General features: G+C 62.1%; 15 protein-coding genes. 8 read left to right on the top strand and 7 right to left on the bottom strand.

All coding sequences use genetic code 11. The features are described 5' to 3' along the window. Positions 1–130 precede the first annotated feature (130 nt). A complete protein-coding gene (gene amn, locus KCG87_RS18375; RefSeq protein ID WP_167734182.1) occupies positions 131–1,630 on the top strand; it encodes an AMP nucleosidase in 1,500 nt (499 codons plus the stop codon). 72 nt (positions 1,631–1,702) lie between these two features. Then, the gene (locus KCG87_RS18370) at positions 1,703–2,338 is read left to right on the top strand and encodes a pseudouridine synthase (RefSeq protein ID WP_225136411.1); all 636 of its coding nucleotides are present in this window, start codon (positions 1,703–1,705) and stop codon (positions 2,336–2,338) included. Here KCG87_RS18370 and KCG87_RS18365 read toward each other — a convergent pair. Both KCG87_RS18365 and KCG87_RS18360 read right to left on the bottom strand, forming a co-directional pair. Continuing rightward, entirely contained in the window at positions 2,333–2,542 is a 210-nt protein-coding gene (locus tag KCG87_RS18365) for a DUF2788 domain-containing protein (protein WP_003228500.1), read from the bottom strand. The two genes, KCG87_RS18370 and KCG87_RS18365, sit on opposite strands and share 6 nt — an antisense overlap. Positions 2,543–2,733: 191 nt before the next feature. Beyond that, positions 2,734–3,213: an Lrp/AsnC family transcriptional regulator gene (locus KCG87_RS18360; RefSeq protein WP_007909658.1), complete on the bottom strand. Its 480-nt coding sequence runs from the start codon at positions 3,211–3,213 to the stop codon at positions 2,734–2,736. A 453-nt stretch (positions 3,214–3,666) separates the two neighbouring features. Here KCG87_RS18360 and KCG87_RS18355 point away from each other — a divergent pair, with 453 nt between their 5' ends. After that, positions 3,667–4,707 carry a DUF6515 family protein gene (locus tag KCG87_RS18355; protein ID WP_134787397.1) on the top strand — a complete coding sequence of 347 codons (1,041 nt, stop codon included), beginning with the start codon at positions 3,667–3,669 and terminating at the stop codon, positions 4,705–4,707. Here KCG87_RS18355 and KCG87_RS18350 read toward each other — a convergent pair. Beyond that, positions 4,701–5,609 (bottom strand): cation diffusion facilitator family transporter, encoded by a 909-nt coding sequence (locus KCG87_RS18350; protein ID WP_134787396.1) that lies wholly within the window; start codon positions 5,607–5,609, stop codon positions 4,701–4,703. The two genes, KCG87_RS18355 and KCG87_RS18350, sit on opposite strands and share 7 nt — an antisense overlap. A gap of 9 nt (positions 5,610–5,618) precedes the next feature. Beyond that, positions 5,619–6,038, bottom strand: a complete 420-nt coding sequence (locus tag KCG87_RS18345) for a hypothetical protein (protein ID WP_003228492.1) — start codon at positions 6,036–6,038, stop codon at positions 5,619–5,621. Between the two features lie 362 nt (positions 6,039–6,400). Between KCG87_RS18345 and hrpB the strand changes: the two genes are divergently transcribed. Beyond that, a complete protein-coding gene (gene hrpB, locus KCG87_RS18340) occupies positions 6,401–8,920 on the top strand; it encodes an ATP-dependent helicase HrpB (RefSeq protein ID WP_210558614.1) in 2,520 nt (839 codons plus the stop codon). 161 nt (positions 8,921–9,081) lie between these two features. Here the strand turns inward: hrpB and KCG87_RS18335 are convergent, their stop codons facing one another. Continuing rightward, entirely contained in the window at positions 9,082–10,161 is a 1,080-nt protein-coding gene (locus KCG87_RS18335) for an endonuclease/exonuclease/phosphatase family protein (RefSeq protein ID WP_210558615.1), read from the bottom strand. A gap of 74 nt (positions 10,162–10,235) precedes the next feature. Then, positions 10,236–10,910 carry a YciC family protein gene (locus KCG87_RS18330; protein WP_139054430.1) on the bottom strand — a complete coding sequence of 225 codons (675 nt, stop codon included), beginning with the start codon at positions 10,908–10,910 and terminating at the stop codon, positions 10,236–10,238. Positions 10,911–11,088: 178 nt separating this feature from the next. On the opposite strand from KCG87_RS18330, the gene KCG87_RS18325 reads away from it, so the two are divergent. The 3 genes from KCG87_RS18325 (at position 11,089) to KCG87_RS18315 (ending at position 13,217) form a co-directional block, all read left to right on the top strand. Continuing rightward, positions 11,089–11,847 (top strand): DUF2076 domain-containing protein, encoded by a 759-nt coding sequence (locus tag KCG87_RS18325; protein WP_098965755.1) that lies wholly within the window; start codon positions 11,089–11,091, stop codon positions 11,845–11,847. Positions 11,848–12,091: 244 nt separating this feature from the next. Then, positions 12,092–12,571, top strand: coding sequence for an NYN domain-containing protein (locus KCG87_RS18320; protein ID WP_007963710.1), 480 nt, complete (start codon positions 12,092–12,094; stop codon positions 12,569–12,571). Between the two features lie 40 nt (positions 12,572–12,611). Then, positions 12,612–13,217 carry a 3'-5' exonuclease gene (locus KCG87_RS18315; protein WP_027612872.1) on the top strand — a complete coding sequence of 202 codons (606 nt, stop codon included), beginning with the start codon at positions 12,612–12,614 and terminating at the stop codon, positions 13,215–13,217. 135 nt (positions 13,218–13,352) lie between these two features. Here the strand turns inward: KCG87_RS18315 and KCG87_RS18310 are convergent, their stop codons facing one another. Beyond that, positions 13,353–13,805 (bottom strand): Lrp/AsnC family transcriptional regulator, encoded by a 453-nt coding sequence (locus tag KCG87_RS18310; RefSeq protein ID WP_027612871.1) that lies wholly within the window; start codon positions 13,803–13,805, stop codon positions 13,353–13,355. 163 nt (positions 13,806–13,968) lie between these two features. Here KCG87_RS18310 and yedA point away from each other — a divergent pair, with 163 nt between their 5' ends. Then, complete coding sequence (gene yedA, locus KCG87_RS18305; RefSeq protein WP_210558616.1) at positions 13,969–14,910, top strand: drug/metabolite exporter YedA; 942 nt, start codon at positions 13,969–13,971, stop codon at positions 14,908–14,910. Positions 14,911–14,927 lie beyond the last annotated feature (17 nt).

Here is a 14,927-nt window from a genome sequence, read left to right as displayed (position 1 = left end):
AGGCAATGGATAGGTCGACTGACACAGCGCATTCGCGAGCAAGCCCGCTCCCACAGGGGATCTCCATTGACAGGAAGATTTGGGTACAGCCACAACGCCACTGTTCCCGTGAGACCACGATGCAGGCAAGATGAAGCTCTGCAAGTCAGAACACAGGAAGCTGATCGTGACCGAAGCGTTTATTGTCGTTCAAACCGCCGAGCAAGCCGTGGATCGTCTGGCCGAGCTGCATGAGCGGGCCACCACTGCGCTGAACTCGGCGCTCAAGCGTTACCTCAAGGATCGCGTCGAGCCCGACGCCGAACAGCGCGCTCTGTTTCGTTATCCCGAACTGCGTCTGACCTACCTGTGTCAGGGCGAAGTCCCGCAGACCACCCGCGCCTACGCCAAGGTGCAACTGCCGGGCACCTACAGCGTCACCGTCACCCATCCCAAGGCGTTCCGCAAATACCTGCTGGAACAACTGGTGCCGTTGATGCACGACTTCACCGTAACCGTGGAAGTCGGTGTCAGCCAACAGAACATTCCGTACCCGTACGTGGTCGAGCAGGGCGATGAACTGGCCGGCTCCGGCGTCACCGCTGCGGTGCTGGCGCGGGTGTTCCCGAGTACCGACCTGTCCGCCGCCACCGATGGCATTGCCGACGGTCTCTACGACTGGGAAAACACCGATCCGCTGCCACTGGCGCTGTTCGATGCCGCGCGCGTCGACTTTTCCCTGCGTCGTCTGGTGCACTACACCGGCAGCGACTGGCGGCATGTGCAGCCGTGGATTCTGCTGACCAACTATCACCGCTACGTCGACCAGTTCATCGTTCATGGCCTGGAACAACTGCGCAACGACCCGCGTTTCGTGCGCATGGTGCTGCCGGGCAACGTAATCATCGAGAAGGGCATGGATCACGGCGAAGCGTCGGCGATTGCCGCCGGCGTGGTCTGGCACCGCTACCAGATGCCGGCCTATCATCTGATCGCCAATGACGGCCACGGTGTGACCCTGGTCAACATCGGCGTCGGCCCGTCCAACGCCAAGAACATCACCGACCACCTGGCGGTGCTGCGACCGCATTGCTGGCTGATGATCGGTCACTGCGGCGGGCTGCGGCAGTCGCAGACCATCGGCGACTACGTGCTGGCTCATGCCTACATGCGTCGCGACGGGATTCTCGACCGCGTGGTGCCGCCGAACATTCCGATCCCGGCACTGGCCGAAGTGCAACTGGCGCTGCAGCAAGCCGCGGCCAATATCACCGGCGAGAAGGGCGAGGAGCTGAAAAAACGTCTGCGCACCGGTACCGTGCTGACCTACGACGACCGCAACTGGGAACTGCGCTGGGCGCAGGAACGTCCGCTGATCAACCTGTCCCGCGCCGTGGCGGTGGACATGGAAAGCGGCACCATCGCCGCCCAGGGTTATCGCTTGCGGGTGCCTTACGGCACGTTGCTGTGCGTTTCGGACAAACCGCTGCACAGTGAAATCAAGCTGCCGGGTTCGGCCAACGCGTTCTACGAGCGCGCGGTCAGCCAACACTTGAAGATCGGCATCGCGGCGGTGGATCTGCTGCGCACCGAACTCAACTCGCTGCACTCGCGCAAACTGCGCAGCTTCGACGAGCCGCCGTTCCGTTAACGGTTAGTCGTGGTCATTTGGCGGTCGGGGCACTAGCATTGTCAGCCCAGATCGCCAGATGTTGTTTTGCCCATGTCCCGTCCCCCGCGCCCACCTTCCCGCCGTCCCGGTCCGAAGCCATCCTCCTCGGCTCCACGTCGTGTCGCCAAAGCGCCGCCGGCCGAGCCGAAGTTGATCCTGTTCAACAAACCGTTCGATGTGCTGACGCAGTTCAGCGACGAAGGCGGGCGGGCGACGCTCAAGGATTACATTGACGTGCCCGGTATCTATCCGGCCGGACGCCTTGATCGCGACAGCGAAGGCTTGTTGTTGCTGACTAATGACGGCCAGTTGCAGGCGCGCATCGCTGATCCGAAACACAAACTGGCGAAGACTTACTGGGTGCAGGTCGAAGGCGTGCCGACAGGCGAGCAGTTGCAGCGTCTGCGCGAAGGCGTCGAGTTGAATGACGGCATGACTTTGCCTGCCGAGGCGCGGCAACTGGAGGAACCTGAACTGTGGCCGCGCAATCCGCCGGTGCGCTTTCGCATGACGGTGCCGACCAGTTGGCTGGAGCTGGTGATTCGTGAAGGGCGCAACCGTCAGGTACGGCGGATGACCGCCGCGGTGGGGTTGCCGACGTTGCGGCTGGTGCGGGTGCGGATTGGCGACTGGACGCTAGAAGGGCTCGATCAGGGCCAGTGGAAGGAAGTGCCGGCGCGGTTATAGAGCGCCGGATTCGATCAGGCCGATCACCACACTCTTGATGATGAACGCGGCCACGCCCAGGCCCAGCACGAAGAACAGAATGAACGAGCCGAAACGCCCGGCCTTGGACTTCTTCGCCAGATCCCAGACGATGAAACCCATGAAAATGATCAGGATGCTGACCAGGCCAGTCATCATCCACTCTTCGAATACTGCAGGATCCATCGGGCATCTCCGGCGCGCACAGGGCTGAAAGGGCTGGGCGATTATACGCCGAGGGGGATTGCGGGCGCATTGACCTGTGTCGGTGTGCCGCAGTGATGGTGGTCGCCTGTGCCGGCCCCTTCGCGAGCAAGCCCGCTCCCACATTTGCAATGCATTTCCCTGTGGGAGCGGGCTTGCTCGCGAAGGCGATGTCAGCTGCGCAGATGGGTCAGCGGCAGTTCAGTGCTGTTGAGCACCTGATTCAGCACAAAACTGGAGCGCACGCTGGTTACGCCTTCAATCCGGGTCAGATGCCCCAGCAGCAGCTTCTGATAATGATCCATGTCCGGAACCACCACTTTCAACTGATAGTCGGCATCCACGCCCGTCACCAGGCTGCATTCCAGCACTTGCGGCAGAGTGCGGATTGCCGCTTCGAAATTCTCGAAACGCTCCGGTGTGTGCCGGTCCATGCCGATCAGCACGTAGGCGGTCAGGCTCAGGCCGAGCATCTTGCGATCGAGCAGGGCGACCTGGCGCGAGATGTAGCCGTCGTCCTCCAGTTGCTTGACCCGGCGCGAGCAGGGGGAGGGTGACAGACCGATGCGCTCGGCCAGTTCCTGGTTGGAGATGCGGGCGTCGCGCTGCAATTCCGCCAAAATACTCAGGTCGTAACGGTCGAGTTTGCTCATGAATCAGTCCTTGGTTGTAACTATTGCGGCGGATTATCTATCCAGGGTTAAAAATTGCGCAAGCAGTGTTTATTTGAGCAATCTTCGCAATCCTCTGTCGCGCCTCCCGGCCTATTCTTATCACCAGAATCACTGCTCGGTAACACAGTCCACTGCGGCCCGCCCAATCGGCCCGCCGCGGCCGCCACCCCCACCGGGGCTGGGCCGGCCCCCGAGCTGCACACTGTCCAGAAGACGGCGTGAGGTGAGCCGACGTCAAAAGCGTCGAGCCAGGACGAAGTTCTCTAAAGGGAGGCCGACGGGTCTCCCTTTTTCTTGCCTGCGATTTTTGTGCCTCGATGCACAGCCTTCCTCAATAAATAAGTTTCGTGACTGATAACCTGTCGCAGAACCCGGTGTGCGTATTCCCGGTCTTAGCTACAAGCCCTCTTAATACCCGCAGTGAGGAAAAGCATGAAGTCGCGCATCTGGCGTCTGGCCGGTGTTGGTTTGCTGTGTGTGAGCGTCAGTGCGCAAGCGCTCGCCGACGATCCGGAGAGCCGCAGCCCTAATGGTGGACGCGGCCCTGAGCATCAGGGAAATAACCAGGGCCATGGGGGCGATCATCAGCCCCACGGGCAGAACAATCCGCCGCCGCAAAATCAGCCGCGGCCGCAGAACAACGAAATCATTCGGGGCGACAACAGCCGCCAGTTCGAGCACAACGGCCAGCAGCACAACAATGGCCAGTGGCAGAACCAGAACCGCGCGCCCAATCAGCCTGCTCCGGTGCATCAGTCGCCACCGTCGAACAACCTGCCGATCCAGCCACGGCCCGACACCGTGCGCCAGACTCAGGAACCGCGCCAGGGTTACTACCGCGACGAGCGGCCGCAGAATGGTTACCACAACCAGCAATGGCAAACCGGCAACCGGCCCAATGACAATCGCTGGCCGGGTCGCCCGGACGGGCATGGCAACGGTTGGGGTCCAGGCCCGCAATACCGCCCGGGGCATGTGATCGACCGTTTCCCGGATCGCGAATACCGCGTGCCGTATCGTGGTCAGGACTACTTCTATTCCGGTGGCTACTGGTATCGCCCGCAAGGCCCGCGCTACATCGTCGTGCAGCCGCCACGAGGGATTCGCACCCAGTATCTGCCGGACTATGCCCGTGAAGTGTGGATCGGCGGTGCGCTGCTGTTCCTCGCTGCCGGTTCCTACTATGCGTATCAGGAAGCCACTCAGGATTACGTCGTAGTCGAACCCCCGGCGCAGCAACCGCCGCAACCGCAGCCGCAATCCCAGGGCTATGACGTCGAGGCCTATCCGGCCAACGGTCAATCGCCGGAACAGGTGCAGCAGGACGGTTATCAGTGCTACCAATATGCTGTGCAGCAGAGCGGTTTCGACCCGCGTACCGCGACCTATCAACCAGCGCCTGAAGTGGTGCAGGCTTACCGTCAGGCTCAGGGCAACTGCCTGAGCAGTCGCGGTTATCAGGTATCTTACTGAATCCGGGTTTGCGCCCGTTCGGTCTTGACCACTTCCTGCGGGTCGGCGTGCACCAGCACTTCGGCTCGTGGGTAGGCGGCGTGAATCGCATCCGCCGCCTGATCGCTGATGCCGTGAGCCACTGACAAGGTCAGCTCTCCTGGCAACTCCAGATGCAACTGCACAAACCAGTGGTTGCCTGAAATCCGCGTGCGCAAATCATGCGCGCCCAGTACGCCGGGTACGCCGCAGGCCAGTTCGAGCATGTGCTGACTGACGTCCGCCGGCAACTCTTCATCCATCAGCACCGAAAAACTTTCCCGGGCGATCTGGATCGCACTCCACAAAATGTACCCGGCAATCCCCAGACCGAACCATGCATCGAGCTGATGAAAGCCCATGCCGGCGAGGATCAGCGCAATCAGAATACTGCCGTTGAGCAGCATGTCCGAACGGTAGTGCAGCGAGTCGGCGCGCACGGCGTTGGAGCCGGTCTGCTTGATCACCCGATGTTGCAGCGTCAGCAACGCGGCGGTCAGCAGCAGCGAGAACACGATCACGCCGATGCTCAGCCACGGCGCGCCGAGCGGCTCCGGTTGCTTGATGCGTTCATACGCCTGGAACGCAATCAGCACCGCACTGCCACCGATGAACAGCGCCTGCGCCATGCCCGCCAGCGATTCGGCCTTGCCGTGGCCGTAACGGTGATCGTCATCGGCCGGACGCAGCGCGTAATGCACCGCCAGCAGATTGAGCAGCGAAGTGACGCCATCCAGCGCCGAGTCGGTGAGGCCGGCGAGCATGCTCACCGAGCCGCTCAGCCACCAGGCGATGGCTTTGGCGATGATCAGCGTGCAGGCCACCGCCACCGAAGCGCGGGTTGCCAGCCGCAGCAGGCGGGCGTGTTCGGGGCTGGTGGTCATGTGATTTCCTTATGCGGCGGGTTGCAGGCCAAACATCGCCAGTTGTTGAGTGCTGCCCTTGTGCTGGATCAGGCGCGGATCGTCCAGTGGCAGGTTGCGGCCCAGTTCTGTTTCGAGAATAGCCTGCAACTTGAGGTTATCGACCTGACCGTCCGGGCCGACCGCCTGTTTGAGCTTGGCCGGATCGACCTGAGCGGTGTGGCCCGGTTCGAAATAGATCGCGCCGGTGGTGAAGTCCACGGCAAAGGCGATCAGGCCGGGGATGACGTAGAACAGCAGGCCCACGGCGTCGAGCACGGCAATCGCCGGGTCGATCTTGCCATCGATCTGCCCGCGACGATCGGGGTAGAAAATCGAGCCGCAAGCCGTGAGTTGCGTGAGCAGGGTGGCGACCAGTACACCGCCGATCAGGCGAGAAGGTAAGCGCATGGAAAATCTCCTGAGTCATCTATTAACGAAGCTTCGTCTTGTGAAGTTAAGACCCTGACGAACGCCAAGCAGTTCGCCGTTATACTCGCCCTCGGCAGGGCGCGCCCACAGTAAATTGCGGCCTCGTCTCACCCCACCGAAATACGTTGAGGATTGAAGTTGTTTTCTCCAGATCGACACCGCGTGAAGGTTGATGAATCCTGGCGGGGTTCGGCCCTCCGGGCTAAAGCTGTGAACGCGCCATGCTGCGTTGCGGAACTTGGCAAGGAAACGACCCTTACCTGCGTCCCGCGCCTTGCCTGGCACGCTCACAGCTTTAACGCGACTCGCAATTTACTGTGGGCACGCCCTGGGGAGCCAGCATGATTTCTTTGCCGATCGATGAAGTTTTACCCGCCCTGCGTGAAGCGTTGGCGACACGCCACGAAGCCGTGCTCGAAGCACCGCCCGGCGCCGGTAAAACCACCCGCGTGCCTTTGGCCTTGCTCGATGAAGCGTGGCTGGCCGGGCAGACCATTCTGATGCTCGAACCACGGCGTCTCGCCGCGCGAGCCGCTGCCGAACGGTTGGCCAGCGAACTGGGTGAGAAGGTCGGTGAAACCGTCGGTTATCGCATCCGCCTCGACAGCAAGGTCGGCCCCAATACCCGTATCGAAGTGGTCACCGAGGGGATTCTCACCCGGCGTCTGCAGGATGATCCGGCGCTGGAAGGCGTCGGTTTGCTGATCTTCGACGAATTTCACGAACGCAGTCTTGATGCCGATCTGGCCTTGGCCCTGAGTTTGAACGGTCGTGAACTGTTCCGAGCTGAACAGCCGCTGAAGATTTTGCTGATGTCCGCCACGCTGGAAGGCGAGCGTCTGGCCGGGTTGCTGGATGACGCGCCGATCCTGCGCAGCGAAGGGCGCATGTACCCGGTGACGATGCGCTGGGGGCGGCCGTTCCAGCCCGGCGAATACATCGACCAGCGCGTGACCCAGACCGTCCTCGAAGCCCTGCACGATGAGACTGGAAGCCTGCTGGTGTTCTTGCCGGGGCAGGCGGAAATCCGTCGGGTGCATCAGCAACTGAGCGATGCCATTGGCGAGCGTAAAGATGTATTGCTCTGCCCGTTGCACGGTGAACTGGACCTGAATGCCCAACGCGCTGCCATCGACCCGGCGCCGGCCGGCCAACGCAAAGTGGTGCTGGCGACCAACATCGCCGAGACCAGCCTGACCATCAACGGCGTGCGCGTGGTGATCGACGCCGGGCTGGCGCGGGTGCCGCGTTTCGACCCAGGCAGCGGCATGACCCGCCTCGATACTCAGCGCATTTCCAGGGCCAGCGCCACCCAGCGTGCGGGCCGGGCCGGACGTCTGGAGCCGGGTGTGTGTTACCGCTTGTGGTCGCAGGATCAGCACGAGCAACTCGCCGCTTACGGCAGTGCCGAAATTCTGTCGGCGGATCTGGCGAGTCTGGCGCTGCAACTCGGACGCTGGGGCGTGACTCCGGGCGAACTGGTCTGGCTCGATATTCCGCCGGCAGCAGCCTACGCCCAGGCGCAGGATTTGTTGCAGCGCCTGGGCGCACTCGAAGGCGAGGCGCTGACGTCCCACGGTCAGGCCATGGCCGAGTTGCCTGCGCATCCGCGCATCGCCCATCTGTTACTGCGCGGTCAGGCGCTGGGGCTGGCGAACATGGCGTGCGACGTCGCGGCACTGCTCGGCGAGCGCGATATCCTGCGCGGCGCCGGTGCCGATCTGCACAGTCGCCTGGTGCTGCTCTCCGGCGAAGAACGCGCGGCACGCGGTGCTCAGGGCGGCGTGCAGCGTGCGCGGCAACTGGCGCGGCAATATCGCGGTTACCTGCGCGGCAAGGCCAGCGCGCCGGTCAGCGATCCCGATCACCCGCGCTGGCTCGGTGCGCTGCTGGCGCTGGCTTACCCGGATCGCGTCGCCCAACAGCGGCGTGCCGGTGGCGCCGAATATCGTCTGGCCAATGGGCGCGCAGCACTGTTCGCCGAAGCCGACAGCCTGATGAAGGAGCCGTGGATCGTCATCGCCGACCTCGGCAGTCGTCAGGGCCAGCGTGAGGAACGGATTTACCTGGCGGCGGATTTTGATCCGGCGCTGTTCGATTCGGTGCTCGCCGAGCAAGTGCGCGCTGTCGATCAACTGGACTGGGATGAGCGCGAAGGCGTGCTGCGCGCCGAGCGTCAGCGCAAGGTTGGCGAACTGATCCTCAGCCGCGAACCGTTGACCGGTCTCGACGAAGCGGCGCGCAGTCAGGCGCTGGTCAATCTGGTGCGGCGCAAGGGACTGGAGTTGTTGCCGTGGACGCCGGAGCTACGGCAGTGGCAGGCGCGGGTTGCGTTGCTGCGGCAACTGGAACTGAACGCTCAGGCCGAAAGCCAGTGGCCGGATGTCAGCGACGCGACGTTGCTGAACACTCTCGAGCATTGGTTAATGCCTTATTTGGGCAAGGTCTCGCGGCTCAGCCATTTCGCCAATCTGGACCTGTCGAGCATCGTCCGCAATCTGCTGCCGTGGCCGCTGCCGCAGAAGCTTGATGAGCTGGCGCCACATCACATCAGTGTGCCGTCGGGGTCATCGATTCGTCTGGATTACAGCGAGTTTCCGCCGATTCTCGCGGTGCGTCTGCAGGAGTTGTTCGGCCTCGCCGAGACGCCGCGAATTGCCGGCGGCCGGCAAGTGGTCAAGCTGCACCTGTTGTCCCCGGCACGGCGGCCGGTGCAGGTGACGCAGGATCTGGCCAACTTCTGGCGCAGCACCTATGCCGAGGTGAAGAAAGATCTCAAGGGGCGCTATCCCAAGCATTATTGGCCGGACGATCCGTTGGTGGCCGAGGCCACGGCGCGGGCCAAGCCGCGCGGCACCTGAAGAGCAAAACATCGCAGCCTGCCAACCAATCACGGTACGACATCAATCTATTGTGGGAGCGGGCTTGCTCGCGAAGGCGGTGCGCCAGGCACGGATGCATCAACTGACACGGGGCTTTCACGAGCAAGCCCGCTCCCACAGGGGGATATCGTGTTAACTGGCTACGGGGCTGCGGGCAGCAGGAACCGCGCAATCACCGGCAAGTGATCGGAAATGCGCAACGTATCGTCCTGGCGCACCCGCGCTTCGACCCGTTTGATTTTCGGGCTGTAGAACAGATAGTCCACGGTGCGGTCCGGGCCATTCAGGCCGGGGTCGTTGGGGTAGTGGGTCAGCCAGTGGGCGCGGTCGATGCCGCTGGCTTCGTTATTGGTCGGGATCATCGGGTACTTGTCCCACAACAGATGCAGGGCGCTGTCGATCGAGTAAGGCGTGCGCTGCTCGGCGGGCAGGCGTTGATACTGGCCCAGCGGCAACAGATTGAAATCACCGCCGATCAGCCACGGCAGGCCCTGGCTTTCGTACTTGTCGAGTACCTTGGTCACCGCTGTCACTTGCGCCTGCAAGGTCTCGTCCGGTTGGCGGGCGCGATCCAGATGGGTGTTGAACACCGTCAGTTGCCCGCCGTCGCTCAGCGGCAGTTTGGTCGCGAGCAGGGCGTCCTTGGGTTCGAACTGGCGGGAGATGAAATTCGCTGACGGCACCGGCAATTGCAGACGCTCGGCGTGTTCGATGCGATAACGGCTCAGGGTCGCCAGTTGCCGGCCAACGCTGCCGAAGATGTGCGGATCGGGGACAAAATCGGCCTTCCAGTCGAAGGCGTGAGCGCTGCACGGGTAAAGGTCGGTGACCCGTTCCCGCAGCAGCTTGAGCTGATTCTGGTAATCACTGGCCTTGGCGCCGTCATCCAGTTCCTGCAGCAGCACCACGTCGGGTTGTTCGTCGCGGATCACCCGCGCCACTTCGTCGAGACTGAAGGCCATGTCTTCCCGGGACGGCGCTTCATCGGAGCCTTGGGCGAGATCGTTCCAGAACACGTAGCGCTTGCCCGCGAGGTACTGCACGTTCCAGGTCATGACTTTCAGCGCTTGCCCCGGCACCAGGGTCGGCGGCGTACCGCTGCAGGCGACCGGCAGGGTTTCCCGTGCGCCGGGGCGCCAGGTCAGGCTGTAGAACAGCCCGCCGATCAGGACGATGGCGAGCACAATCAGCAACAGGGTGTAGCGCAGCAGACGGGGCATGGCTCGGCTTATCGCGTTACAAAAGTGGCTCCGAGCATACCTGACCGCAGAGCCTTGGCCCAAGGGCCGCGAAGTCAGACCGCTCCGGTACGTTTGTCAGGCAATTCGCTGATCAGCATGAACAGACGGAACAGCACCACACTGGTGAACAGCTGCAGGAAACTGTGCGCGCTGTCGATCATTACCGCGATCAGCGGATTCTGCGGGTCGGGGTACGCCGCCAGCGTTGCACCCTTGAGCAGCCACAACGGCCCCATCACACACAGAATGCACAGCAGGATCCGCCAGAAATGCCCACGGGTCAGGCGCAGACTTTCCTTCATCGCCTGCAACGGCCCCATACCGCGCAACACCAGCAGGTATTCAGCGAATGCGAGCATGACCATCAGCATCAGCCCCGGCAGGAAATACAGCGACAACCCCAGCAGAATCAGCAAGGTATTGAGCGCGGTGAGCAAGGCGAAACGCGGCCACAGGCGCGCGGACATCGCCAGCAGATCGAGATTGCGCGGAGCTTCGCCACGGGTGCGAGCATCGAGGAACAGAATCAGCGCGGCGGTGTACAGCGGATACACCAGCAGACCGACGACCACGCTGGCGGCGGAGAAACTGTCCGGGTCGGTGACGTGATCCACCACTTGTTGCAGCGCCGCCTCGAAGATCACCAGCGGCAGGCATAACTGCACGATGCTGGCCAGATGGCGTTTGAAAAAATACAGAGAGTCGCGCAGTACATCGAAGGCATTCATCAGTCGGTATCGCAGGTCGAAAACAGTGGCTCACTTTAACCGATGATGGGCGGGCGGACACAAACGTAAACATTCGGTAAAGGTCGTTGAAACATCCTGTCACTGCCTCCATTACAGAGGTGCGCCATGTCCACCGTGGACACGGGCAACGTTATCCCCGGCAATCTACGAGGTCGCCATGAACAGCGAAGAGCAAACCCTGATCGATGGACTGTTTTCCCGGCTGCAACAGGCCGAAACGGAGGCAGCCCCGCGCGACGCCCAGGCCGAGGCGCGGATCAAGGAACACCTGACCCGCCAGCCGGCGGCAGGTTATTTCATGACCCAGGCGATTCTGGTGCAAGAGGCGGCCATCAAGAGCCTCGACGAACAGAACAAGCAGCTGACCCAGCAAGTCCAGCAATTGCAGGCTGAACTGCAAGCGGCCAAGTCCCAGAGTGCGGCCCCGGCGCCAAGCGGCGGCGGTGGTTTCCTGTCGAGCATCTTCGGCGGCGGCAGCTCGCGTCCAGCGCCGACCCAGAGCGCTCCGGCTTCTACCGGCGGCTGGCGTGAGCCGGCACCGCAGCAGAACTACGCTGCGCCAGCGCCACAACAGAACTATGCCGCACCACCGCCCAACTACGCGCAGCAAGCAGCCCCGGCCGCGGGCAGCAGCTTCCTCGGCGGCGCCCTGAAAACCGCCGCTGGCGTGGCCGGTGGCGTGATGCTGGCGCAGGGCATCAGCAGCCTGTTCCATCACAACCAGCAGCCTGAAGAAATTGTTGAAGTGATCAAGGAAGAGCCGGCGCAAGTGGCTGACCAGAGCGGCAACGATTGGGGCAATGACCAGCGTGTGGCCGATAACGGTTTCTCTGGCAATGACCAGGGCGGATTCACTGATACTGATTACAGCGATGACAACTCGTCGTTCTTCGATGACGACGATTCGTTCGTCTGACGGATCAGTCGCCAGTATCAAACCTGTGGTGAGGGGATTTATCCCCGATGGGCAGCGCAGCGGCCCCGAAAATGGGACTGCTGCGCACTCCATCGGGGATAAATCCCCTCACCACAGTCCACCATCCGTCCGGAGTGGTGGGTTGATTATTCGCGCCACCTTCCTGTGGACTGGCATACTGAGCGCCTTTTTCGGGCCCGGCGCCTGATCCCGCTTCGTGCGCTATGCGCTCACAGGAATCCCGGTGAAAAAAATCGCAGTGTTCGCCGATGTGCAGAACCTCTACTACACCGTGCGTCAGGCCTATGGTTGCCATTTCAACTACGCCGCGCTGTGGGCTGACATTAGCAAGCAAGGGCAGATCGTCGAGGCCTATGCCTACGCCATCGACCGTGGCGACAGCAAGCAGCAGCAGTTCCAGCAGATCCTGCGCAACCTCGGTTTCACCGTGAAGCTCAAACCCTATATCCAGCGCAGCGACGGCTCGGCCAAGGGCGACTGGGACGTGGGCATCACCCTCGACATCATGGACGCCGCCGACCACGTCGACGAAATCGTCCTGGCCTCCGGTGACGGCGACTTCGACATGCTGCTCGAACGCATCATCAGCAAGCACGGCGTACAGGCAGTGGCCTATGGCGTGCCGGGTCTGACCGCCAACTCGCTGATCCGCGCCGCCAGCCGTTATGTGCCGATTGAAGGCGCACTGCTGTTGAAAAACTGAGCGTTGCTCAAGAATTGATTTGTACGGAGTTGAACCCGGTTTGGAACGCATTGCAGTCATCGACTTTGAAACCACCGGCCTGTCGCCGAACAGCAGCTGTCGCGCCACGGAAATAGCCGTGGTCATGCTGGAGAACGGCCGTATCGTCGAGCGTTACCAGAGCCTGATGAACGCCGGCGTGCGCGTTCCTGCGTTCATCGAACAACTGACCGGCATCAGCAACGCCATGCTGCGCAGTGCACCCTCGGCCGAGCGGGTCATGGAAGAGGTCAACGAATTCGTCGGCTGCACCCCGCTGGTGGCGCACAACGCCTCGTTCGACCAGAAGTTCTGGGACTTCGAACTGGGGCGGATCAAACGCACCCGTCTGCAGAATTTCGCCTGCTCGCTATTGCTGGCCCGCCGCCTGATGCCGGCGGCACCGAATCACAAGCTCGGCACCCTCACCACCTTCGCCCGCCTGCCGCATACCGGCCAGGCGCACAGGGCGATGGCGGATGCCGAGATGGCGGCCAACCTGATGGCGCATCTGGCGGAAGAACTGCGGCACAAGCATGGGGTGCGTGAGCTGAATCACGACCTGTTGTGCAAACTGCAGAAAGTCCCCGCCGCGAAAGTCAGCGAACACCTGCAGCGCTACCGCTGATCCCGAAGTCACCCAAAATCCCCTGTGGGAGCGGGCTTGCTCGCGAAAGCGGTGTGTCATTCGGCAACTATGTTGTCTGACACTCCCTCTTCGCGAGCAAGCCCGCTCCCACATTTGGATCTTCTGAGTTCCTGATTACTTACCGTTGCCTTCTATATGGCTGAGCGGCACGCGCTTCTCGATCGCGCTCGACAACACAATCGAGGTCTTGCTGAAGCCGAACTTCGCCACGCGATTGATCAACTCTTCCAGCTCCGTCATCGATGCCACCGCACCCTTCATCATCACGCACGGGTCGCCCGTCACTCGAAAGCACTCGGTCAGTTGCGGGATTTTCACCAGTTCGTCGTAGACCTTCTGGCTGCCGTTCTGGTGCAGGCGCAATTCGATCATGCACTGAATCGGCAAGCCGATTTTCGACAGGTCGATGTTCGCCTGATACCCGGTGATCACGCCGGCGGCTTCAAGCTTGGCCACGCGCTCGGCCACTGCCGGGGCGGACAGGTTCACTTTGCGCGCCAGATCGGCGTAGGACGCACGCCCGTTTTCCAACAGGGCGCTGAGCAGCATGCGGTCGTATTTGTCCAAGGCCGGACTCCTGAAATTGCCAGACTTTCGAAATCGTGGTTTATCCCGTCGATCTCCGTTGTTTCAAAAGTGTACCGGCGCGATAAACAGGTTTTGTAACTTATTTTTGCTCGCGGGCCTTTCTAGAATAATTCACACCCTGCCTCTGACTGTCGAGCTGCCCATGCCTGCCTTGCGCCGTTTTTCTCTGCCGCTGATCGCCGCGTTTTTTGCGCTGTACGTGATTTGGGGATCGACCTATCTGGTGATCCGTCTCGGCGTCGAATACTGGCCGCCGCTGATGCTCGGCGGGGTGCGCTTCGTGATTGCCGGCAGCCTGATGTACGCCTTCCTGCGCTGGCGCGGGGCGCCGGCGCCGACCTGGGCGCAGTGGAAAGCGGCGGGGATCATCGGGATTCTGCTGCTCAGTTTCGGTAACGGCGCGGTCAGTGTCGCCGAGCATACTGGCGTGGCTTCCGGTGTGGCGGCACTGGCGGTGGCGACGGTGCCGTTGTTCACCTTGCTCTTCGGCTATTTCTGGGGCGCGCGCAATACGCGCCTCGAATGGGCCGGGGTGGCGTTGGGAATTGTCGGCATCGCCATGCTCAACATGGGCTCCAACCTGCAGTCGAGTCCAATGGGTGCGGCGCTGCTGATTTTTGCGGCGGCGACCTGGGCGTTCGGCTCGGTGTGGAGCAAACACCTGCCGCTGCCGCAAGGGGCAATGGCCAGTGCCGTGGAGATGCTGGTGGGTGGCGTGGTGCTGTTGATCGGCAGCGCAGTGAGCGGCGAACACCTGCAAGCCTTGCCGCCGATGGAAGGCTGGCTGGCCTTGGGTTATCTGATCTTCTTCGGGTCGATCATCGCCTTCAATTCCTACATGTACCTGCTCAAACACGTGCGTCCGGCGGCGGCCACCAGTTATGCCTACGTCAACCCGGCGGTGGCGGTGTTGCTGGGGATCGTGTTTGTCGGCGAGACCATCGGCATGGAAGAAGCGCTGGCGATGCTGGTGATCATCAGTGCCGTGGTGCTGATCGGTCTGCCGCAGTGGCGGCGGCCGGCGCAGCCGCTCGTCGTGGAGACGCCGAAGACCGCCATTCCAGCAGAGCAACGTGTGAATTAGGGTAAACTGCGCGCCAT

Source organism: Pseudomonas sp. MWU347 (assembly GCF_017947305.1).
Lineage (GTDB): Bacteria > Pseudomonadota > Gammaproteobacteria > Pseudomonadales > Pseudomonadaceae > Aquipseudomonas > Aquipseudomonas putida_A.
This window is presented reverse-complemented; position numbering and strand designations above follow the sequence as displayed.